We start from the raw sequence: 22,052 nt of genomic DNA, 5'->3' as shown, positions 1-22,052 counted from the left end.
CGACGGCGGCCCCGGCGGCACGGCACGGTCTGGCTCTACCTCAACCATGTCCGACCGGCACTGCTGGAGTGGTCGAACCGCTACGACCACCTGCGGGAAGTCACCCGCGACGATGTCCTCACCCACGTCAAAAGCTGCACGGCCACCACCGCCGCGACCAGCTCGTCGCCCTGCGCTCACTGTCCACCTGGGCCAAGCGGGCAGGTCTCATCTTCCGCAACCCCACCAGCCGGATCAAGGTCGGTCAGTACGAGTACGGCGTGATTCAACCGCTCGTCCCTGCCCAGGTCGACCGGTCCGTCGCGGCAGCCACCACCCCGGCGGCACGTCTCATCCTCGCCCTCGCCGCAGTGCACGCCGCCCGAGTCGCCCAGATCGGCACCCTCATGCTCGACGACCTCGACGTCGGCAACCGCCGGCTGACCATCGCCGGGCGAGTACGCCCGCTCGACGACCTCACTCTGAGACTGCTGCTGAACTGGCTGGAGCACCGACGGAGCCGGTGGCCGATCACACCCAACCTCCACCTACTGATCAACAACCAGACCGCCACCAAGACCAGCCGCGCCAGCGACCACTGGATCAGCGCCACGTTGCGCGGACAAGACGCGACACTGGAGCGGCTCCGCGTCGACCGGCAACTCGAAGAGGCCCTCGCCCACGGGCCCGATCCGCTCCACCTCGCGGAGGTGTTCGGGCGCGACGAGAAGACCGCGATGCGTTACTCGGACTCCGCACGAGCGCTACTGGAACAGGCCGCTGAACAGCGGCTTCGGTGACGTCCGGGTTCTGCCGTCAGTTTTCGGGGAGCTCAGGGAGTCGCGGCGGCACGGGCTTCAGTCCGCCCAGGGTGAGATCGAGGAGGGGGAGCAGGCGGTCCCAATGACGCTGCCGTCCGGCGGGGTCGAAGGCGTCGGTGTCGGACATGGTGAAACCGTGGACGGTGCCGGGGTAGATCTCGGAGGTGTAGTCGACGTTTGCGGCGTCCAGGGCCCGGTTGAGCTCGCTGAGGGCTTCGGGCGTCAGGTCGCTTTCAGCGTGGCCGAAGTGGGCCTGGGCGGCGATCCCGGCGAAGGCACTCGGCCCGTCCGCGCCCACGGGGCCGTGGAATGCGGCGAGGGCGGCCACCTGGCCGGGGTGGGCAGCGGCGGTACGCATCGCCAGAAGGCCGCCTATGCAGTAGCCGGTCACCGCGACCGGTCCGGCGCCGACCTCGGGCTGAGTGGTGAGGAACCCAAGGTAGGCGTCGGCGTCGCTCAGGACACGTTCGACGGTGTGCGCCCCGATCAAGGGCATTAACTGGGCCATGAGCGCGGGCCGGACCTCTTCTCCGATGTGCTCGGGAAGTTCGATCACCGGTGCCGGGCCGTGTCGGTAGAAGAGGTTGGGGACGAGCACGTAGTACCCGTGCCCGGCCAGTTCGCGGGCCATCTCCCGCAGCACGGGCCGAATGCCGAAGCCGTCCGCGTACATCAGGACCCCCGGGTGCCGCTCGCCGTGGTCGGGGAAGGCGGCGAAGGCGTCGGCCTGACCGTCTGTGGTGGGGATCCGCAGTGTTTTGGTGGGCAAGATCTTCCTTCTTTGGAGTTCACTCGATAAACGTTCGTCGCACTAACGTTTTCGGCGCGAGTGAACGTACACCGTTAGTCTGACTAACGCAATGGATAGGATGGGCTCCATGATCAGAGCCGAAGCCGCGGATATGCCCGACGATGGCGCGCTCAAGACGCCCGACAGGCTGAGTCGGCGGGCAAGCCGACTGTTGTCGCAGCTGACCACGCGGTCCGACCGGCTGATCACCGAGGGGCTGGCCCGGGCCGATGCCCGCAAGTGGCACTACGCCGTACTCGCCTCACTGCAGGAGCACGGGCCGGCCAGCCAGGCGGAGCTGAGCGGACGCTCCGGCATCTACCGCAGCGACATGGTCGGCGTGCTCAACGAACTGGCCGAGCGTGACCTCGCCGAGCGGGCGCCGGATCCCGATGACCGGCGCCGCAACATCATCACGATCTCCGCCCGAGGCCGCCGTCACCTACGTCGCCTCGACAAGGTCCTGGACGACCTCCACGACGAACTGCTCGCACCGCTGAGTCCGGCCGAACGCGACCAGTTCGTGCAGTCGCTCACCCGCTTGCTGGACCACCACACCCGGACCTCCTGACCCCGCGCTCCTACCGAACCCACGGATACACCCAACTGATGCACACAGACCGACCCGCGAGTTCCCGCTGAACAAGCTTCAGTTCCGCTGAACCCATGGGACTCACCGGGTGTGAGTAGTTGCGGTACAGAAGGTGCCGCTGAGATTGATCTATGTCGTTTGGCACACAAGCTGGAGACTCCGCTGTGGTTCGCGGAAAGATCGCCAGGCGTGCGCCGGTGCTGGTTGCGGTCCGCCTCGTGCCGGTGGAGTTTCTGACTGACGAGCAGGCCGAGGCGTACGCGACGTTCACCGAGGTCCCCACGCGCCCGGGGCTGGAGCGGTTCTTCTTCATCGATGGGGCGGGGGAGCCGCTGGGTGATGACGTGCGGGCGCGCCAGGACCCCAACGCCCCGAAACTGGCCAAGCAGATCATCAACGAGCTGGTGCGTACCACCCCGCACGCCACCGCCAGCGGCCGGGCCCGCCTGTCGGTGGGCAACCTCGGCGCGGTGGGTGAGCCGGAGTCTCTGACCTGGCTGAAGACCACCACGGAGGCCATGCTCCCCAGGATCGACCTGCCCGACCTGCTGTTCGAGGTCCACTCCTGGACCGGCTTCCTCGATTCCTTCGGCCACGTCTCCGGCCGGCGCACCCGCATGGAGGGCCTGCTCGTCTCCCTGGTCGCCCTGCTGGTCTCGCAGAGCTGCAACATCGGCTTGACCCCGGTCATCGACCCGGAGAACAAGGCACTGACCCGCTCGCGCCTGTCCCACGTTGACCAGAACTACGTGCGCGCCGACGCCCTCGCCGCGGCGAACGCCGCGCTGATCGCCGCCCACCCGCATCGAGCTGGCCCAGATGTGGGGCGGTGGCCTGCTCACCTCCGTCGACGGCCTGCGTTTCGTCGTCCCGGTCAAGAGCATCAACACCGGCCCATCGCCCAAGTACTACGGCTACAAACGCGGCGTGCCCTGGCTCAATGCCGTCAACGACCAGGTCGCTGGGATCGGCGCGATGGTCGTGCGCGGCACCCCGCGCGACAGCCTTTACACCCTGCTGAACCCCGACGGTGGGGTGAATCCGGAGATGATGGCGACCGACAACGCCTCGTACTCGACATGGCGTTCGGCCTGCACAAGATGCTCGGCTTCCGTTTCGCCCCGCGCTTCCGCGACCTGGCCGACCAGCGGTTCTGGCGGGCCGACCTGCCCGGCGGCGACGAGCCGGCCGCGGGGTACGGGCCGCTGGAGGCCGTGGCCTGCAACAAGGCCAACCTCAAGCGGATCGCCACGTACTGCCCGGACATACTCCGCATGGCCGGATCGCTCATCACCAACCAGGTCCACGCCTATGACCCGTTGCGGATGTTCGGCCGCGAGGGCCACCCCACTCGGTGCCGCGTTCGCCGAATATGGGCGGACCGACAAGACCATGCGCCCGCTCGCCCTGGTCGACCCGATGGACGACACCTACCGCCGCCTGATGAACCGGCAGCCGACCGTGCGGAAGTCCCGCCACCGCCTCGCCCGCGCGATCTGTCACGGTGGCCGGGGCCAGATCCGCCAGGCGTACCGCGAGGGCCAGGAGGACCAGCTCGCCGCCCTCGGCCTGGTCCTCAATGCCGTGGTGCTGTGGAATACGCGCTACCTGGACGCGACTGTCGCCCAGCTCCGCGCGGAGGGCCACGACATCAAGGACGAGAACGTCGCCCGCCTCTCCCCGCTCAAGGACCGGCATATCAACTTCCTGGGCCGCTACCTGTTCAACATCAAATCCAGCGGCCCCGGGCATGGCCTGCGCCCGCTGCGCGACCCGGACACCGCCGAGGACGAGTAGCCGTGAGACCGGCCTGCAGGTCAGCCAATGGCCAGGCGGTCACAGGCTCTTTTCTTGATCGTTCGATCCAGATAGGTTACGGTGGGGTCATGGCAAGGACACGGGAGTTCGACACGGAGGCGGCGGTGAGCCGCGCGATGGAGCTGTTCTGGACGCGCGGCTACGAGGCCACCTCGGTGCGCGACCTGACCGGGCACCTGGGGATCGGGCAGGGGTCCTTGTATGCCGCGTTCGGCGACAAGGACGGCCTGTACCGGGCGGCGCTGGAGCACTACCGCACCACGCTCGCGGCGGCCGCCCTGCGCGGTCTGGAGGAGGGGGCGGACGCCCGGTCGGTGATCCGCACGATGCTGGTCGAGCGGGTCCGGATCGCCGTGGAGGACAACGGCCGGGGCTGCCTCGTGGTCAATGCCGCCTGCGAGCGCCTGCCGGAGGATGCGGCGACCCGGCGCACCGTGCGCGACATGCAGGACGCCAGCCGGGACGCGCTCGCCGAAGTACTGCGGGTCGCGGCGGAGCGGGGCGAGATCGCGAAGCGGCACGACCCGTACACCCTCGCCGCTTTCCTCGTCACCTTCCTCAACGGACTACTGGTCTCCTCGAAGATCACGCCGGACGTCCGCGCCCTCGAACCCCTTGTGGAGGTCGCGCTGGCCGCCCTCGACTGACTTTTTCATGCCCGGAATCTGTAACGTACGATCCAGAAAAGTCGCCGATGCCCCGCTCGGACACGGGATCCGGCGACCGCCGCCCCGCTTCAATCGAAGACTTCGGAGGACCCATGCCCCCCACACCCACCCCGAGTACGCCCGCTCTTGGCGGAAGCCGCTGGAACACCTTCCCCGCGGCCGGCACCACCCTGACTGCCCGCGGCTTCTTCACCGCCACCGAGCCGCTGCTCCAGGGCATCATCGACGACAACGCCCTCACCAGTGCCGACAGCGAGGTGCTGGAGGACCAGATCCGCGCGGCACTTGCCCTCGGCACCCGGGAGACCTCACTCCCGCTGTCCATCGGGCCGGACAGTGCCTCGGCAGCGCGCGAACTGGGCGCGCAGGCCGAGACGATCGGCCAGGAGCTCGCCTCCTGGTCCACCGCGGCGCTGGAGAGGCTGCTCACCGATCCGGTACCGCTGCCCGCCGGCCCGCTGGTCGTGCGCAGCCACTGCTACGGCCACCTGCTCACCCCTCCCGCAGCCGATCTGCTCCGCGGCCGTCGCGGTGGACCGGTCACGATGCAGCTCTACAACGAGTGGCTCCACCAGATCGTCCTGCTGCGCGACGCCCTGCTGCCCTTCACCAACTGGCAGGACGTCCCGCTCCTGATCACCCAGACCGGACTGCGGCACACCGAACCGGCCCGCGACACGTTCCTCACCGAACTCCTGGTCCGTCAGATCCGGCACACCAGCATCGTGGCCTTCGCCCGCAACGTCGTCACCGGCACCTCCGGACCGGCCGGCTACGGCTTCGAGGCGGGTGGCGGCATCGCCCTGCCCGCCGTCCTCGACCAGCCGCCCCTGACCGCACCCCGGTACCTGCTGACCTGGCGCTCAGACCCGGCCGTCGGTGAAGCCGCCACTTATGTCCCCGAGATACAGGACTACTACGCCGCCCCCCGCACCCTCGTCGAGGACCTGCCGCCCGCCACCGCCACATCCGGCCCGCTCACCGCCCGTACCGTCACCGGGCCGGTCGCCGACCAGACGCGCACCGCCCGCATCGAGGTCACCCACGACGGCACCACCGCCCACGTCGACCTCGGCCAAGCCCTGCGCGGCCACCGCTTCACCCAGCGTGAGGACCCCGCCGCAGGCGACGCATCCGGCACCGCCGACGCCTGGTCCGCGCTGCGCGCGCCGGGACTGGTGTGGACGCAGAGCGGCGACGTCACCCTGGACGCCACCGGTCAGGACGACCTCGTCGCACTGGCCCTGCTCGGCCGGCTCTACCCGGAGAACGTCACCCTGCGCCCCGCCGGCCGTCCCGCCGGTCCGACGCCCCCCAGCGGCAGCGGACCGAGCCGTCTAGTGACCCTCGTCGACCCTCCGCAAGCCCACTGACACCCACATCGCGACGTACACCAGGAAGGTTGAAAAACATGATGTTCGACCATGACGGAACGCCCGTCCGCACGGGCCGCGCCACCGTCAACGGAACGAGTCTGCACTACCGCACAGCCGGGTCCGGCCCCGCGGTGGTGCTCCTGCACGGCGTACCCAAGACCAGCTACCACTGGCGCCACCTCGTCCCGAAGCTGACGCCCCACTACACCGTCGTCGTCCCGGACCTTCGCGGTCTCGGCGACTCCGCCCGCCCGTCGGACGGCTACGACTCCGCGACAATGAGCGACGACATCGCCGAGCTGATGACCCACCTCGGACACGAGACATACGCCGTGGCGGGCGAGGACTGGGGAGCGGTGATCGGCTACCAGCTCGCCGCCCGCCACCGCGACCACGTCACCGCTCTCGTGTTCGCCGAGGCCCTGTTCCCCGGATTCGGCTTCGAGGACCACACAGCCCTCACTCCCGAGAACGTCTCCAGCGGCATGCACCTGTGGCACCTGGGCTTCTACTTCCAGCCGGACATACCCGAAATGCTGATCGCCGGACACGAGCGCGAGCTCATCACCTACATGATCAAGTACGAGCGCAGCCTGCCCGACAGCGCCACCCCCGAGGCGGTCGACGAATACGTGCGCTGCTACTCCATGCCGGGCGGGATCCGCGCGATGCTCTCCATCTACCGGGCGATGCTCGTCGACGCCGAACAGAACCGGCAGACCGCCCAGAAGAAACTGGACATCCCGGTCCTGGCTCTCGGCGGATCCGCGTTCATCGGCGACCGCAACGAGTCCCAGATGCGACTCATGGCCCACGACGTCACCGGACACACCTTCGACGCCGGCCACGACCTCGCAGAGGAAGTACCCGACGAGATGGCCGACGTCCTCCTGCCGTTCCTGGCCACGCACCAATAACCGCACCCGGCCGCCGAGGTCGGCGATCTGAAGCGGCCCGGCACGGCGAGGGGCCTCGTGCCTGGAACGAACGATCTGGTTCCGCACAGCCACGAGGCCCCTCGACCCCACCAGCGCCCGGCGGGCGCTCTCCAAGCACTCCTCAACGAAACGAAATTGAGCACCATGCGCAAACCTGGAAACCCGGGAGGACACCGTCCCGCGCTGATCACTGCCGTGCTCTCCTGTGCAACGTTCACGGCCGGAGTCGCCGAATACGTCCTGACGGGACAGCTCGACCTCGTCGCCCAAGGGCTCGGAGTCAGTGAGGCGACCACAGGCCAGCTCGTCACGGTCTTCGCTCTCGCGTACGGGCTGCTGACGCCCGTTCTTGTCGTGATGACGGCTCGAGTCGAACGGCGCCTCCTCATATCGGCAGCTCTGCTCGTCTTCGCGGCCACGAACATCGCGTCCTGGCAGAGCCCCACCTTCCTGACGATTACGGCCCTCCGGGTTGTCATGGCAGCGAGTACCGGTCTCATCGTCGTCACAGCACTGGGCCTCGCGGTACGCCTCGCGCCTGCCGAGCGCCGTGCACGCGCGGTCTCGACCGTCGTGATGGGCATTACGGCATCCCTGGTCCTTGCAGTGCCGACCGGGCGCACCATCGCCGAACACTGGGACTGGACAACGATCTTTCCCCTCAACGCCGCACTGGCGATACTCGTGGCGGGAATAGTATGGACGGCCCTTCCCCGTACCGCCCCTCATGCCCCTGTGCCGCTTCGTCGTCAACTCAGCCTGCTCGCCAACGCGCGCATCATCCTCGGCTTGACGGTCACATTTCTCTGGCTCGGCGGCTACGCGGTACTGAACACATATCTCGCGCCATACCTGCTCAGCGTCGTCGAACTGGACGGTGAAGCAGTGAGCCTCACCCTGCTCCTCTTCGGCATCGCGAGTATCGCCGGCATACAACTCGGCGGATTCCTGACGGACCGCGTCGGACCTCATCGGACACTGACCACAACCAAGGCGCTCCACGTGCTCGTGCTTGTCGCCCTCCCGGCAGTAGGGGTTGCAACGGGCAGCGCGGTAGCCGGGATTCTGCTGTGGGGCGCCGCCGCTTGGGCGAGTACTTCCGCCCAGCAGATCCGCGTAGCCTCTCTCGCCCCCGAAGCGTCCGACGTGCTGCTGAGCCTCAACCAGTCGGTCATGCAAATCGCCATCGCTATCGGGGCGGGAGGAGGTGGTCTTGTCGCAGCGCACACTCTGACCCAGTTGCCTTTGATCGCAGCCGCAGGCGTCGCCGCCTCACTCGTCCTCCTGCTTCTCACGCGCCGCCGCGACCGAAGTGCGCACAACTCGTCAGCAGCGCTTACCGAGTGTCCGCAGCCATGACGCGATGACCCGGGGGCGGCATACATCGGGTCCTGCTGGACTCCTGATCGCCGACGGCTTGAGCTCGCCATTCGTCCATCCCCCGGTCGGACGGCTGGACCTCTACTGCCACCTCCTGCCGGCGCCGGACCGGGGTCAGTCGCTGCTCGTCTCCAACACCACCCCAGCACGGAGAGCCACGAGAAGCTCGCGCTGCTCACCATGCTGGGCACCGACCGGTTCGCCGCCGACACCGAGTGACGCGCTCCTCGATGTCGACGGCCGTGAAGGTGGCGGTGAAGTGAGGTACCGCGCCCAGATCACACCCTTCGGAACCGGTCGGCTGGTAGTCGGTTGGTCAGAACCAGCCGGTGCATTCGATGGCGCCGCCCGGGCCGTTGGTGCCGCAGGCCCGCATGACGAGGCCGGCGTCGTTCCACTGGGTGGTGTACGCGTCGTTGCCCGAGGTGATGGTGGTGAAGCCGAGCATCGGGGACCAGGTCCCGCCCCCGTCGGCGCTGCGGTCGACCCAGATCTCGTCGCCGGGCGCACCGCCGGTGATGCGACCCCAGGCGCACTGGGTGGTGCTGCTGTAGCGCAGCTCCACGGTGCGGCCGAACACGGTGGTCGACTTGGCCGTCCAGGCGCCCGCGGAATTGGGCTCCGTACCGTCGCCGCAGGACGTGTTGTTCTCGGCTCCGGCCAGTGTGCCGCCGATCTCCGGGTAGTTACCGCAGGACGGCACATCCTTGAGCAAGGCCGGGCCCTGCACGAAGAGGTTGCTGATCCAGCTGTGGTAATCCGGCAGGAACGACCAGACGTTGTTCACCATGCCGTCGACGGTGGCTCGTTCGCCCACCCGCTGGCACAGCACCCGCGCCTGCACGGAGATACCGTTTCCGTTGGCAAAGTTGATGCGGCTGCTCGTGTTCGAGTCCTGCCGCAGATTGAACTGGCCCCAGGTCTTTTGGTCCGAACCGCGGCCGTCCCAGGACCAGACCATCGGCGTGACGTCGGCGTGCGGGCGGAACGCGCCCTGGTAGCGCTCCCAGCGGGCGCTGATGTTGTTGACCTGGATCTGCGCGCCCGACTGCGGCGCCTCGACCATCCTGCCGTTGCCGAGATAGATCGCGACGTGCGTAGGGCCGAAGCCCGTAGGGCCGAAGTACATGATGTCGCCGGGCAGCAGGACCCCCGACCCCTGCGACTTCAGGAACTTCGTGTGCGCGTACCCCGGCGCCGAGAAGGTCGCCTGTGTCGTGCGTTCGGTGATGAGGTCCCGGCCGGTCGCCTTGTACCAGGCCCAGCGCACCAGACCGATGCAGTCGAAGCTCCACAGCTCCGGGTCCGCATACGACGCGGGGTCCGTGCGGTCGACCTGGCCCTGACTCGGACCGGGCACGCCCTGTGCGTGACCGCCGCCCCAGGCGTATTGCTTACCGACGTACCGGCAGGCGACCTCGACGGCCGCCTCCGCCGCCGCGCTCGCCCCGGACTGGAGCGGTGCGCACCCCGCCGCGGCGGCCGGAGTGGCCGAGACGACCGGCAGACCGAGACTCACCACCGTCACGAGTGCGGCCACGAGGAGGCGGACCCGGCGCCCCCATGGCCGCTCTCCCCACCCCGTTCTTCCGGGCCCTGGTCTTCCGGTTCCCCGGCCTCTGCGAACTCTGTCGATCACTGCGCTCCCCCTGGTCTCGGTGGTCTCTCGCGAACGTACGGACTCCGCCTGCGCACCGGTCCCTGTCATCTGTCAGGATGCGACCCGCCCACTCGCTCCGTACGGTTCCAGCGACCGGACGTACGCCCACAGGAGAGGGAGAAACTCCATATGCGCAGTATGCTCAGACGCGTCACCGCACTGACCTTCGCGACCGTCACCGCGGCCGTGATCGCCACGGGTACCGCTCAGGCCAAGCCGGCCTCCGACTGGGCCGGTTGCCCGTACGGAGCGGTCTGCATCTACCCGCAGAACCAGAACCCGGCCGTGTCGCCGAGCCACATCTACTACACCTACGGCGCGCACAACCTGAGCAACCAGTACGGCAACCACTGGGTGCTGAACAACCAGTACGACGGCGCGGTCGTCGAGCTGTGCCTCAGCTACAACGCGAACGACTGCACGTCCTCGATCGCGGCGGAACACGGCGAGTACCGCGACCTGGGTCCCATCAACTCGCTGCACCTGAGGCCGCATTACAACTGAGCCAGGATCCCCGGGAGTGTCTGGCCCCATGGCACGAGCTGGAGGACGAGGACGTCCGCTCCGGCAGCCATCCGGCCTTCCGGGGCACCTCGGAACTGCTGAGCGCCCGGCACCCCGGGCCCTGAGCTGGTGACCTCGAACGTGGGGCTTACGCACCCCGCCTGCCGGTCCCGGAGGTGCTGGTGGATACGGCCGCTGTCGCGGAGTGGCAGTAGGCGGTGTCCACCGCCACCAAGCCGGCGCAACACATCCGGTAGGGCCCGCCTCCACCTCCCGTCCCGGCCCGGACACCGCTCGTAGATCCCGTTGTCACTGAGCGCCCCGCGCACTGCGCCGGCTGCCCGACCGACAGTATGCGAACGGCCGGAACCCCCACCTTGCCTACCCGCGCCTGCGGGGTTCCGTCCTCCGCGACAAAGGTGGACCTGCGGGCCTTCGTCTTCGACACCCATCCCGGCATCGCCCTTGCCACCGTCAGCACCCTCGCCACCGGCGAATGAGGCAAGAAGGTCGAGCAACTCTGCCTGATCGGCGACGAGTGCAGCTCTTCTGCTGGGAGTTGCGGTGTCCTACACGGGCGGCCGGCCACGTGACGGCCGCTGACATGAGCGGCTGATGAACGAGCCGACCCACGCCAGTCCCGAGGTCATTTCGTCTGCGGACGGGCCTGCTTCACCTCTCGGTCGACAGCCCAGGCGTCAGCGACCGGCCCGAGGTGGCCGAGCTTGTCGGGGTTGATCACCGAGCGGATGGCCTGGATCTGCCCGTCGAGCACCTCGAGAGCCAAGGTGTGGAGGACCTTGCCGTCCCGGTCGCGGAAGATCGCTCCGGGCTGGCCGTTGACCTCGTGCGGCTCGAAGGTCACGTCGATCCGGGCCATCCGGGGGAAGACAGAGGCGAGCAGCCGGGCCACGTTCTCGGCGCCCATGACGGCCCTGGCAAGCTGCGGGGCCTTGCCGCCGCCGTCCCCGGCCATCGACACGTCGGCGGCGAGCAGATCCCGCAGGCCGACGACATCGCCTTCGCGGAGGGCGTCGAAGAATCGCGTCGCCAGTTCCTGCCGCTCCTGACGGTCCGCTTCGAACCGTGGCCGTCCGGCCTGCATGTGCCGCCGCGCCCGTACCAGCAGCTGCCGGCATGCCGCCTCCGACCGCTCCACCGCCGCGGCGACCTCGTCGAAGCCGAAGCCGAAGACCTCCCGCAGCACGAACACCGACCGCTCCAGCGGGCTGAGCCGCTCCAGGAGCAGCAGCGCCGCCATCGACACAGAGTCGGCCAGTTCCGCTGAGCGTGCCGGATCCTGATAGGGATCGGTGAGCAGCGGCTCGGGGAACCACGGCCCGACGTACTCCTCCCGTCTCACCCGTGCGGAGCGCAGCACGTCGATCGAGATCCGCGTCACCGTGGCGGACAAGAAGGCCTTGGTCGACGTGGGCCGGGTCGCCGAGCCGTCGAAGCGCAGCCAGGTCTCCTGTACCGCGTCCTCGGCCTCTCCCACGCTGCCCAGAATCCGGTAGGCGATCGAGAACAGCAGCGGCCGCAGCTCCTCGAACTCCTCTACCTTGCTCACGCCGGCTCCCCCTTGCAGTCCTCCCGCCCGGCCGTACTCGTCGGCGCGGGCATCTTCTGGTGATCATCCGGTCCACCGGCGGCGCAGAGCAAGGCCCCGGCGGGCCGGTAGCCCAGAGCTCGCGGCCCGGCCCCGGCCGGTTGCCGACGACCGTTCAGTGGAACTGCCCGACCTCGTAGTCGCCGGCCGGCTGCTGGGTGATGATGTTCAGCCGGTTCACCGTGTTCATGAAGGACACCAGGATCACCAGGGCGGTGAGCTGCTCCTCGTCGTAGTGCTCGGCGGCACGCGCCCAGACCTCGTCGCTGACCCCGCCGGCCGCGTCCGCGACCCGGGTCCCCTGCTCCGCCAGCTCCAGCGCGACGCGTTCGGCCTCGGTGAAGACCGTGGCCTCCCGCCACGCCGCCACCAGGTTCAGCCGCACCTGGGACTCCCCGGCAGCGGCGGCCTCCTTTGTGTGCATGTCGATGCAGACGGCGCAGCCGTTGATCTGGCTCACGCGCAGCGCCACCAACTCCTGCGTGGCGGCCGGCAGCGGGGATTCCTTGACCGCCCTGCCCGCCGACATGAGGTACTTGAGGGCCTTGTCGGGGTTCGGGCCGGCGAAGTAGTTCAGTCGCGCGTCCATCGTGTGCTCCTCCGTGGTCGTCAGTGGCTACACCCCCTGAGACGAGGTAGCCCCACGCCCTGTGACACGGCCACGTGTGACCCACGTCTCCCTGCTGCCGGGGTGTTCGGAGATACGCAGGCGGGTCGCTGTCTCGTCACAGGGGTGCGGGCAATCCTCGATGAAGGAGCCGATGATGAACCGCACGCTGTGGATCACTGCTGGCCGCTGTCTGACTGATCGGCAGCACCAGACCACTCAGCTCAGGGCGAGCCGGTCGCCGAAGGCGCCCGGGCTCAGCCCGGTGTGTGGACTCCGGAGCGGCTCCGGAGCCGTACTCATGCCGGCCACGATCCATGTTCACCGCACTTCAAGATCACTTGCGGGACCGCCCTCAGCGCTGCTGGCTGTTGGCGACCGGCCGGTACCTGACGTTGATCTCGGCCGTGGGGAGGTTGCCGTTGAGCAGTCGGAGTTTGACGGGGGCGCCGCCGGGGTTGTCGAAGAGGCGGATTCCGTCACCGAGGAGGACGGGCGCGATGTGCAGTTCGATCTCGTCGATGAGGCCGAGTTCGAGGGCCTGCCTGCCGACCGAGGCGGAGAGGATCTCCAGGTTCTTGCCGTCGGCGGCTTCGAGGCCGATCCGGACCGCTTCGGCCACGCCGCAGTTCAGGAAGGTCGTGTTCGGGGTGGGCGGGGCGTCCTCGGGGTGGTGGGTGAGGATGAACACGGCTGCTTGCCACGCGCCGTCGTAGGTGGAGTCGGCGTCGGGGAAGGCGTCGAAGCCGTCCCGGCCGCCGAGGATGGCGCCGGTGGTTGCCATGTACTCCTGGGTGATGTCGGGTCGGGGGTTGACGATCCCGCCCATCCAGTCCATGGCGTGGTTCGGGCCGGCGACGAAGCCGTCGAGGGACATCGTGAAGTGCCAGAGGACCTTGCCTGCGGCGGTCTGCGGTGTGGTGTCGGGCAGTGCGTACGTCATTTCGGTTTCTCCTTGGTGGGTTTTCATCCGATGGCGACGAGGACGACGGCGGCTCCGCAGGCGGCGAGGCCGAGGCCCTGGGTGGGACGGATACGTTCCTTGAGGACCACGACGGCCAGTACAACCGTGATCGCCGGGAAGAGCGAGGTGAGGACCGCGGCCACGCCGAGGTCGGTGGCCTGGGTGGCGGCGAGATAGAGGCAGGTGCCGACGGCGCCGAGCGTGCCGGCGGCGAGGCCCCAGTGGAGGTGTCTGGCACCGCAACGCCAGGGCTGGCCGAGTGCGGTGGCGATCACGGCGATCACGACGGCACCGATCAACTGGCTTGCGGCCAGCGGCAGCACGCCCGCGGAGGACGGAATCTGAGCGGTGGCGACGAAGAGGCAGCCGAATCCCAGTCCGGCGATTGCGCCGTCGATCATCGCCGGCCGGCGACTGGCCGCCGGGTCACCGTCCTTCTCGCGAGCCACCAGCCAGATGCCGGGCAGCGCGATGAGGACGCCGAGCCAGACGAGCGGGGCCGGACGCTCGCCGAGGGCGGAGCCGACCAGGATGGGCAGGATCGCGGCGCCGACGGCGGAGACCGGTGCTGCGGTTCCCATGCTGCCGGAGGCGAGACCGCGATAGAGGAAGGCCGACCCGATCGCGCCGCCGAGGCCGGCCAGGGTCGCCCAGCCGAAGTCCCGCAGTGACGGGGTACCGGGCATCGCCAAGCTGACGCCGACGATCGCCGCAGCCCCGGCCAGTTGCCCGGTGAATGCGACCGCCCAGGCCGAGACCCGTCCGGAGCCGAAGCCTCCGATGAAGTCGGAGGTGCCGTACCCGATGGCGGCCAGCAAGGCCAGCAGAATCCCGATGGTCATCGGAGCTCGCCGCCGGTGTGGGCGCTGAGTGTCGAGGTGGTCATCGGGTCCTCCTGCTGCCGTTGTTGTCATTGCCTCGATCCTCGACGAAGATTGGTCTGGCCTACAGGGCCAATCGGAAGGCTGCGGAGCGGACCACTTGGGGTGGCGTTGATGGCGGTGCGCTGGGTCGGGGTGGGGCCGGAGCTGCTCATCGGCCTGGACCGGTCGAGTGTCGAACCGATGGGGCAGCAGCTCCAGCGCGAGCTGCGTGGAGCTATCCGCGCCGGCCGGCTTTCCGCAGGTGAGCGCTTGCCGTCCAGCCGGTCTCTGGCCGGACAACTTGAGGTCTCCCGTGGCCTGGTGGTGGAGTCCTACGACCAGCTGGCCGCGGAGGGCTATCTGATCACCGCAACCGGTTCCGGTACGCGGGTCGCTCCGAGCACGGCCGCACGCGATGCGCCGCGGCGACCGAAACGGGACGAGCGCACGCGACCGGCGCCGATCGAGGTCGACTTCGAGTACGGAATCCCGGACCTCCCCTCGTTCCCGATGCAGGACTGGCTGTGGGCGCTCACCCAGGCCGCACGAGGGGCGGGATCCGCTGCCATGGCCGATGAAACGGACTCGGGCTCCGGACAGCTCCGCGGAGTTCTGGCGGGCTATCACCGGCGCGTGCGGGCCGGTACCGCCGAAGCCGAGGACGCGATCATCGTCAACGGCTTCCGCCACGGCCTCAACTTGGTCTTCAGCACGCTCGCGCACACCGGCCACCACACGGTCGCCCTGGAGGACCCCGGACCCCGCGAGCACGACGAACTCGCTGCCCGGGCCGGCCTGTCGCCGATTGCGGTACCCGTCGACGAGGAGGGCGTGAACGTGGCGGCGCTGGCCGCCTCGGGAGCCCGTGCCGTCCTGGTCACACCGGCTCATCAATGCCCGACCGGAGTCGTCCTGAGCGCCCGGCGCCGCCGCGACCTGATCGCCTGGGCCGAGGAGGTCGACGGACTCGTTCTCGAAGACGACTACGACGCCGAGTTCCGCTACGACCGTCAGCCGGTCGGCTCACTGCAAGGCCTCGCACCGGACCGGGTCATCGCACTCGGTTCGGTCAGCAAGACGCTGGCGCCAGGCATCCGGATCGGCTGGCTGCTGGCCCCACCACGACTTTTCGAACCGTTGGTGCGGGAGAAGCACCTGACCAGCCGCGGAGTACCCGCACTCGACCAGACCGCACTGGCGCTGCTGATCGAGTCCGGACGCTTCGACCGCCATCTGCGCAGGATGCGGGACATCTACCACGCCCGCCGCCACACCCTGGTGACCGAACTCGCCGAGCACGCCCCCGGAATCCGGCTCGACGGCCTGGACGCAGGCTGCCACGCCCTCCTGCGACTCCCCTCGAAGCTGACCGAGAACGACGTGGTGGACCGCATCGCCACCCAGGGCGTCCGGGTCTACGGTCTCGATCGCTACCGCACCGCCGACGCGACCGATCCGACCGCGTTCAGCCCTGCCCTGGTACTCGGCTTCGGCAACGTCAATGAGTCCAGGATCAGCCACGGCGTACGCATCCTCGCGGCAGCGCTCACCACCTGAGTCCGTCTCCAAGTCGTCTAGCAGCGCGCGGAGTTCCGTGCGGGACAGCGACGAGAGGTCGGGCCGGTCGGGGGAACAGCGGCGCCCTTGCCCGGAGTTCCGCCCTGGCCACCGGCTCCTCCCCCGGCCGCCCCGGGTGGTGCCGTTCTGGATGCCTTCCCCTCACTCACCGGCCGGACCCACTCTCGCCGCCGCCTGCCCAAGGCGGAGGTGTCGAGGACATCGTCGTCGGTGACCTACTCCTATCGCACCGCACGAACCCTAGGAACAGCAACTGCCGGATCCAGCTCGCCGGCACCTGGCTGCACGACGTGGGCCCCCTCCCCGCAGACAGTCCGGCTCGTGAAGAGGTGGTGCTGTGACCGGGCGGTATTCGGTATGGCTGCGGCCACGTTCCCGAGGGTGCCGTCGCCATGATCGATGCCGGTACCTTCCCGAGTCGTCAACGGCGGTCAAACCGCTTCACCAGACTCGTCATACTTTCCCCATGGAGATGCAAGCGATGGCGGAAGCGCGGCGTTGGCTCGCTGAGCGGGGCGTTGTCGAGGTTGGTGACGGGTGGGTCGACATCGACGCCGAACATCCGCTCACCGCCAAGGAGATCGCGCACTCCTGGGCCGGCGAGGTGTTCACCGATGAGGGCCTGAGCAAGGTCGAGCAGGTGCGTCTGGCCTTCGGGATGCTGGATCTTCTCGACGATTACTGGGTAACGTGCGAGATCCGGACCGCTGATCGAGGTCCGAAGGGACCTCTGCCCGCCGACCTTCTCTGGGACGGCTATCGCCGACGGCTGGAGGCGGACCGGGATCCGGAGGCCATCACCTACTCGCTCTGGGTCGACTGGTTCGAGGATCATGACACCAGCGCGACGGCTTTCGCCGAGGTGCTCGGGAACGACGTCGACCACATCGTGGCAGAGGCATCGGACAACCTGCTTCGCCGTGCCGGACGAGTTCTGGCCTGCTCAGGCCCCGTGCCGTGGCCCGTAAAGCAAAAGGCGTACGGCGCATTCGTGCAGCTCCCCGCGCTGCATGGACCTCTGTTCAGGGGCCTGCTGGCCAGCTACCACGATGTCTACGGCGACCTGGAACCGGCAGCCGCGCTGGTTCTGCTCGCACGACTGGAACTCCCAGCGAACACCCCCCATCTCGCGCAACTCCGGTCCGTGGTCGCTGCGGGACACGCGAATCACTACCGCAACCCCCACGTGTGGGACGAAGCGATGCGGACCTCGACAGACTGAAGATGCCTCCCTGTCCGCGTCGAAGACGCTGAACGCGAGGGATTGCTCGCCGAGGTCGAGGGCCTCCAAGTCAGCCTCGTAGGCGCCGAGGGGAAGCTCGCCCAGCTCGACCGCCACAGCCGGACCAGCACCCCTGTTGATCTCGGGATCCCTCACCTCGCCACGCCTCAGGGAGAAGAGCTGCCGTGATCACTTTTGGAGACGTGACGTCACATGCCGCTGGGATGCGTGGATAGCCAGCCGGGGTGCGCAGCTTTGAGGGCGTCCCTGACCGCGGCGCTGGGCGCGAACACATCCCCGCCACCGTCATAGGGGTGATAGAGCCAGCGAAGATCGAGCGGGGCCAGGGTGACTCCTGCGATCACCTCGTCGGCCACGAGCCGCAGAAGCGGATCAAGAGCTTGCCTGTGGCGAGGACGACGATTGATGTATTCGTGCTCGTAGAGGATGTCATCCGGGACGTCGTCGTCATGAACCTCACTGCCCCAGTACCGGGCATCCGGGTCGACCCTTTGGAGGTCCGCCATGCGCGTGACAGGCTCAGGGTCTCCGTTCCACTCCCGAGTGACCACATACAGCTCGTTGTCGTTCGGCCCCAGCTCGGCCAGCAGCGTGTGATGGCGTTCGAGGAGGATGCCGTACTCGGTCTCGTCGTCCGGGTATCGCTTCGATCCGGGGAGGCTGTGAAAGCGCACCCATCGGTCGGGAAAGATCCGGCGCATCGGGATGTCCTGCTGCGGCACAGGCCATTGCCGTTGCCACAAGGCCGAGAGCTCTTCGAGATCAAGGCCGGGATTACTTCTGTTCACCGCTCCATGATCGGGCATCGATGCTTCGACGGACCCGCCACCCCCGTCAACGAGCGGCAGGGCCAGAGACGTCGGCACCGATCCCAGTAGTTCGGAGCAGGCAGGACCCCTGCGGCTTCGCAGGCCGTGAGTACCGGCAGGGGTTGCGGGAGGGCGGTGGCGGGTGCCGGGTTCGGACGGAGTGGGTGAGGGTGCGTCAGTTCGTCAGGCGGGCGAGCCTTGCATGCGACGGTGACCTGCGAGGAGCGGCGCGAGCCGACTCGAACCCGCCGGTCGCGTTGTAGGATCGGCGCGTCGGCCTCATGGACGTCCCGTGGCGAACTCGCGGGCCCGTTGTCGGCAGCTACGCAAGGGTTATTCATGCGGCTGTCTGCGTTCCGTGCTCCTGTCGTGCTCACTCTGGTTTCCGCGCTGGCCCTGGCCGCCTGCGGTCACAGCAGCGGCACTCCTGAAACTGCCCGCTCGGCGGGCCCTGGTTCTGCTTCACCCACGTCTGATCTCTCGGATGATTCGATCCAGGCGGTTCTCGACAAGGCCCTGCCCCGTGGCGGGAGCGGCACGATGATCGCCGCCCGCGGCGGTGAGGTCATACACTGCGCCGGTTACGGGCTGGCCGATCGGGCCCACCGCATCGCCGCGGGCTGCGACACGGTGTACGACATCATGTCGATGACCAAGTCGTTCACGGCTGTGGCGATCATGAAGCTGCAGATGGCGGGCAAGCTGCGGGTCAGTGACACGATCAGCAAGTTCGTCGGGCCGGTGACCCCGGACAAGCGCAACATCACGATTCACCAGTTGCTCACCCACACCTCCGGGCTGCCGGAGGCCCTGGGAGACGACTACGATCCGATCTCCCGCCAGGAAATGATCGACGGAGCCGGCAAGTCCAAGTTGGTCGCCCCGCCCGGCACGAAGTTCGCCTACTCCAACCTGGGCTACAGCTTGTTGGCCGCCGTCATCGAGAACGCTTCCGGCATGGGCTACGAGCGCTTCCTGGCGGAGCAGATTTTTGCTCCCGCCGGAATGAAGCAGACCGGCTACGTCCTGCCGCACTGGGACACCGAGCAGATCGCGGTGGAGTACGACGAACAGGGTGTCTCCCAAGGGCGGCCGCTGGATCACCGGTGGGCTACTGACGGTCCGTACTGGAACCTGCGCGGCAACGGCGGTTTGCTGTCCACGGCCCGCGACATGTACCGCTTCCACCGCGCTTTGGCCGGCGGCACCCTCTTGGACCGCGCCGCGCAGGCCATGATGTTCAAGGCTCACGCCCCCACCGGTCTGCCGGGCTATGAGGGCTACGCGGTCGGCTATGGGTGGGTCATCATGCCCGGGGAGAGGCTCGCGACCCACTCCGGCGGCAACGACTGGTCCTACGGCGTGACCGTGCATGCCGTGCACGGTGACCTGATGGTGTTCTGGATCAGCAACCAGGCTGTCCAGGACGGGAAATGGGATCTCCAAGAGGTTGCCCGACCTCTCGTGCTGAAGCTGATCAAACAGCTCCAGTCCGGTTCAGCCGGTCGGTGAACGCATGCCGTCGTGATCGCGCGGTCACGGGGCTGACAGGCGTCAGAAATGGGGTACTCCCGCCGGCCGAGAGCATCATCGGCTGCGGGAGGCCCTGACCGGCCGGGGCCAGGTCGACTCCGCGGTCCTGGACGGCTCCCTCGTCCCCACCGAGCGCGTCGCGGCCGACGGGCCGCACCACCGCCAAAGACACCACAAACGCGGCATGAAAGGGCAAAGGGCATTCGCCACCCTTGGCGGCACACCCTTGTGGTTCTCCCGCGCGCTGTCCGGCCTTCCTCGTCACCTGCCGCACGGCCGCCCGCGTGCGCGACTCCAAGGACCGCGCCGCCACCCTCGCCTTCAGCCCCGCCTGGTCCGCCCTGGCCGGTTTCGCCGCCGGTAGTCGCCGGGTGGACTCCCGTACGCGGCCTTGAACGCCCGGCTGAAATCCGCCGCACCCCTGAAACCCCAGCGTGCTCCCACCGCGTGCACCGGCAACTCGGCGAGGCGGGGGTCGAGGAGATCGTGGCGGCAGCGCTCCAGTCGGCGGTGCCGGATCCACTCGCTCACCGTCGTGCCCTGGGCCAGGAAGAGCCGGTGCAGCTGGCGGACGGAGATGTGGTGCGCGGCGGCGACGACAGCGGGCGAGAGCTGGACCGTGCCGAGCCGGCGCTCGATGAAGGCGTTGACGCTGACCAGCAGTGCGCGCTGGCGGCTCTCCGGCGGGACAGCGTTGCCTCCCTCCGTGCGATGAGCCAGCACTGCCGTGGCAAGGTCCAGGACCACCGTGCCCAGCCGTACGGTGTCCTGCGGGCGGAACGACTCCGAGTCGGCGGCCAGACGTGCCAGGAACTCCGTGAGCAGCGCCCCGATCCCCGTCCCCCCGGCCATCGGCACCGCGAGCAGCCGGTCGACCTTCGCCCGTGGCAGGGGCAGCGCGGCTCGCGGTATGCCCACGGTGATCGTCTCGACCGCGCCCCCATCGGGCAGCATCCACGACTCATAGGGATGCGAGGAGTCGTTCAGCACCAGGTCCCCAGGTTTCGGTGCGACCTCGACTCCGTTCTGCGCCATGGTCCGCCGTCCCCGCAGCGTCACGGCCAGCTGGTACTGATCCGGATCGAACCTGCGCACGTGCACCGGCGTGCGCACCACTTGCAGCGCAGGGAGCCTCAGCGTCGCCACATGCACCGGGCCGGCCTGCAACACCTTGGCCACGCCGTGGAAGTCGCCGGCTTCGTCGCTGCTGACCACCGATGGCAGATACGACTGGGTGATCATCTCGCGCCACCGGTCGAACCTCTCCGCCGGCGGCCACTGGTCACTGTCGTACACCGTTTCGAACACTGGCAGCGCACCCCCCCCATGAGCCGACATCCTGGCCCTCCGTCCCACTGGGAGGTGAGGCGTAATTCAGCCTGGCACGCGTCGCCAATCAGCCGTCGCTGTCTGATAACGCCCTGCGTCCCGTCCCGCCATAACGTCGGCCCGGCAAACGACCGTTCGACTGTTCGTGAGTGAGAGGGGACCTGCGTGTCGCGCAACGTTTCACACCGCCGTCCGCTGCGGCTGCTCGTGTCCGTCCTGACCACCGGCCTGATGATGTTCGGCATGTCGGTGACCGTCGCACCGTCGGCCACCGCGGCGGCCTGTACCACCTGGAAGCCCGCCGCGAACGGCGAGGGGGCCGGACACATCACCATCTCCACCCACCTCAAGAACAGCAACTACTCCGGCTGCGACAACCTCGCCGCCGTCTCGGCCGGCGCGCTGCTCTGGGTCCGGTGCCAAAAGTGGAACACCGCCACCTCGCACTGGTGGGTATACGTCCGGACCGACGTGGGCTCGCATTACGGCTGGACGTCGTTGGACAACTTCAACACCATCGCCTACGACGACGACGGCGATGGCACAGTCGAGTACGCCTACTGCTAGCACGCGGACCGCACAGCCTCCTCGGGGCGTTCAGGCTGCGACGGGGAGAAGGGCACCACCCCAGCGGATGCCCTTCTCCCCGTGGATAGGGACGCGTTCCTTGCGTTCGGCGGGCAGGACGTCACGGTGGCGGGTGGTGGCGATGCGCGTCGGACTCCGCGGTGAAGGCCTTCGCGGAGGGTCTGCTGCGGGCCCTGCACGAGCACGACGCGAGGGGCCGGGGCGATCGGGAGGCCTCCCCGACGTAGTCCGACTCCCCCTGCACGGACAGGGAGACGCGACGGCAGCCCGGCCCCGGCGTCCGTCCCCAGACCCTGCGCTACCGCATGGGCTGCGTCGAGGAGATCCCGAGCCGCTCCCCGGACGACCCGGAGGTACGGATGGAGCCGTGGCCGGTGTGGAAGACCACGGCTGTCGCCTGAGG

Annotated in this window: 20 protein-coding genes and 2 pseudogenes; 14 read left to right on the top strand and 8 right to left on the bottom strand. The window is 68.5% G+C overall.

All coding sequences use genetic code 11. The annotated features are described in order from the left end of the window. The first annotated feature begins 260 nt into the window (after positions 1-260). On the top strand, positions 261-779 hold the full coding sequence (locus ACZ5VD_RS40315) for a hypothetical protein (protein ID WP_468685408.1): 519 nt from the start codon (positions 261-263) through the stop codon (positions 777-779). Positions 780-795: 16 nt separating this feature from the next. On the opposite strand, the gene ACZ5VD_RS40310 is transcribed toward ACZ5VD_RS40315, so the two are convergent. Then, positions 796-1,569, bottom strand: a complete 774-nt coding sequence (locus tag ACZ5VD_RS40310) for a dienelactone hydrolase family protein (RefSeq protein ID WP_468685407.1) — start codon at positions 1,567-1,569, stop codon at positions 796-798. 109 nt (positions 1,570-1,678) lie between these two features. Here ACZ5VD_RS40310 and ACZ5VD_RS40305 point away from each other — a divergent pair, with 109 nt between their 5' ends. The 6 genes and pseudogenes from ACZ5VD_RS40305 to ACZ5VD_RS40280 all read left to right on the top strand — a co-directional run bounded on the left by ACZ5VD_RS40305 (position 1,679) and on the right by ACZ5VD_RS40280 (position 8,341). Continuing rightward, the gene (locus ACZ5VD_RS40305; protein ID WP_468685406.1) at positions 1,679-2,161 is read left to right on the top strand and encodes a MarR family winged helix-turn-helix transcriptional regulator; all 483 of its coding nucleotides are present in this window, start codon (positions 1,679-1,681) and stop codon (positions 2,159-2,161) included. 455 nt (positions 2,162-2,616) lie between these two features. Further along, positions 2,617-3,979, top strand: a pseudogene (locus ACZ5VD_RS40300) (transposase); the annotation flags it as partial. 89 nt (positions 3,980-4,068) lie between these two features. Continuing rightward, positions 4,069-4,647, top strand: a complete 579-nt coding sequence (locus tag ACZ5VD_RS40295; protein ID WP_468554296.1) for a TetR/AcrR family transcriptional regulator — start codon at positions 4,069-4,071, stop codon at positions 4,645-4,647. A 113-nt stretch (positions 4,648-4,760) separates the two neighbouring features. Further along, positions 4,761-6,041, top strand: a complete 1,281-nt coding sequence (locus ACZ5VD_RS40290) for a hypothetical protein (RefSeq protein ID WP_468554297.1) — start codon at positions 4,761-4,763, stop codon at positions 6,039-6,041. Positions 6,042-6,079: 38 nt separating this feature from the next. After that, entirely contained in the window at positions 6,080-6,961 is an 882-nt protein-coding gene (locus ACZ5VD_RS40285; protein ID WP_468685404.1) for an alpha/beta fold hydrolase, read from the top strand. A gap of 165 nt (positions 6,962-7,126) precedes the next feature. Beyond that, on the top strand, positions 7,127-8,341 hold the full coding sequence (locus ACZ5VD_RS40280; RefSeq protein ID WP_468685421.1) for an MFS transporter: 1,215 nt from the start codon (positions 7,127-7,129) through the stop codon (positions 8,339-8,341). Positions 8,342-8,678: 337 nt separating this feature from the next. On the opposite strand, the gene ACZ5VD_RS40275 is transcribed toward ACZ5VD_RS40280, so the two are convergent. Continuing rightward, positions 8,679-9,902, bottom strand: coding sequence for an NlpC/P60 family protein (locus ACZ5VD_RS40275; RefSeq protein WP_468685402.1), 1,224 nt, complete (start codon positions 9,900-9,902; stop codon positions 8,679-8,681). A 249-nt stretch (positions 9,903-10,151) separates the two neighbouring features. Here ACZ5VD_RS40275 and ACZ5VD_RS40270 point away from each other — a divergent pair, with 249 nt between their 5' ends. Together ACZ5VD_RS40270 and ACZ5VD_RS40265 are read left to right on the top strand one after the other, a co-directional pair. After that, entirely contained in the window at positions 10,152-10,526 is a 375-nt protein-coding gene (locus ACZ5VD_RS40270) for a hypothetical protein (protein ID WP_468554301.1), read from the top strand. Between the two features lie 377 nt (positions 10,527-10,903). After that, positions 10,904-11,026, top strand: a complete 123-nt coding sequence (locus ACZ5VD_RS40265; RefSeq protein WP_468554302.1) for a hypothetical protein — start codon at positions 10,904-10,906, stop codon at positions 11,024-11,026. A 146-nt stretch (positions 11,027-11,172) separates the two neighbouring features. Here the strand turns inward: ACZ5VD_RS40265 and ACZ5VD_RS40260 are convergent, their stop codons facing one another. The 4 genes from ACZ5VD_RS40260 to ACZ5VD_RS40245 form a co-directional block, all read right to left on the bottom strand. Beyond that, positions 11,173-12,096 (bottom strand): RNA polymerase sigma-70 factor, encoded by a 924-nt coding sequence (locus ACZ5VD_RS40260; RefSeq protein WP_468554303.1) that lies wholly within the window; start codon positions 12,094-12,096, stop codon positions 11,173-11,175. 154 nt (positions 12,097-12,250) lie between these two features. Beyond that, a complete protein-coding gene (locus ACZ5VD_RS40255) occupies positions 12,251-12,724 on the bottom strand; it encodes a carboxymuconolactone decarboxylase family protein (RefSeq protein ID WP_468554304.1) in 474 nt (157 codons plus the stop codon). Positions 12,725-13,097: 373 nt separating this feature from the next. After that, positions 13,098-13,685: a dihydrofolate reductase family protein gene (locus ACZ5VD_RS40250; protein WP_468685401.1), complete on the bottom strand. Its 588-nt coding sequence runs from the start codon at positions 13,683-13,685 to the stop codon at positions 13,098-13,100. A gap of 23 nt (positions 13,686-13,708) precedes the next feature. Beyond that, positions 13,709-14,548 carry a DMT family transporter gene (locus tag ACZ5VD_RS40245; RefSeq protein WP_468685399.1) on the bottom strand — a complete coding sequence of 280 codons (840 nt, stop codon included), beginning with the start codon at positions 14,546-14,548 and terminating at the stop codon, positions 13,709-13,711. 153 nt (positions 14,549-14,701) lie between these two features. Between ACZ5VD_RS40245 and pdxR the strand changes: the two genes are divergently transcribed. Beyond that, positions 14,702-16,126, top strand: a complete 1,425-nt coding sequence (gene pdxR, locus ACZ5VD_RS40240; RefSeq protein ID WP_468685398.1) for a MocR-like pyridoxine biosynthesis transcription factor PdxR — start codon at positions 14,702-14,704, stop codon at positions 16,124-16,126. 487 nt (positions 16,127-16,613) lie between these two features. Beyond that, complete coding sequence (locus ACZ5VD_RS40235) at positions 16,614-17,369, top strand: hypothetical protein (RefSeq protein ID WP_468685397.1); 756 nt, start codon at positions 16,614-16,616, stop codon at positions 17,367-17,369. 209 nt (positions 17,370-17,578) lie between these two features. Here ACZ5VD_RS40235 and ACZ5VD_RS40230 read toward each other — a convergent pair whose 3' ends face one another. Further along, positions 17,579-18,178 (bottom strand): DUF3885 domain-containing protein, encoded by a 600-nt coding sequence (locus tag ACZ5VD_RS40230; RefSeq protein WP_468685394.1) that lies wholly within the window; start codon positions 18,176-18,178, stop codon positions 17,579-17,581. A 360-nt stretch (positions 18,179-18,538) separates the two neighbouring features. Here ACZ5VD_RS40230 and ACZ5VD_RS40225 point away from each other — a divergent pair, with 360 nt between their 5' ends. After that, positions 18,539-19,711 carry a serine hydrolase domain-containing protein gene (locus ACZ5VD_RS40225; protein WP_468685393.1) on the top strand — a complete coding sequence of 391 codons (1,173 nt, stop codon included), beginning with the start codon at positions 18,539-18,541 and terminating at the stop codon, positions 19,709-19,711. 342 nt (positions 19,712-20,053) lie between these two features. On the opposite strand, the gene ACZ5VD_RS40220 is transcribed toward ACZ5VD_RS40225, so the two are convergent. Further along, on the bottom strand, positions 20,054-21,040 hold the full coding sequence (locus tag ACZ5VD_RS40220; protein ID WP_468685392.1) for an AraC-like ligand-binding domain-containing protein: 987 nt from the start codon (positions 21,038-21,040) through the stop codon (positions 20,054-20,056). A gap of 186 nt (positions 21,041-21,226) precedes the next feature. Between ACZ5VD_RS40220 and ACZ5VD_RS40215 the strand changes: the two genes are divergently transcribed. Continuing rightward, a complete protein-coding gene (locus ACZ5VD_RS40215; RefSeq protein ID WP_468554312.1) occupies positions 21,227-21,628 on the top strand; it encodes a hypothetical protein in 402 nt (133 codons plus the stop codon). Between the two features lie 149 nt (positions 21,629-21,777). After that, positions 21,778-22,050 (top strand): annotated as a pseudogene (locus ACZ5VD_RS40210) (PucR family transcriptional regulator); the annotation flags it as partial. Positions 22,051-22,052 lie beyond the last annotated feature (2 nt).

The sequence above is a fragment of the Streptomyces sp. NPDC032822 genome (genome assembly GCF_055578825.1).
Note: the sequence above shows the minus strand (reverse complement) of the source record. Positions and strands in the feature narration are given on the sequence as shown.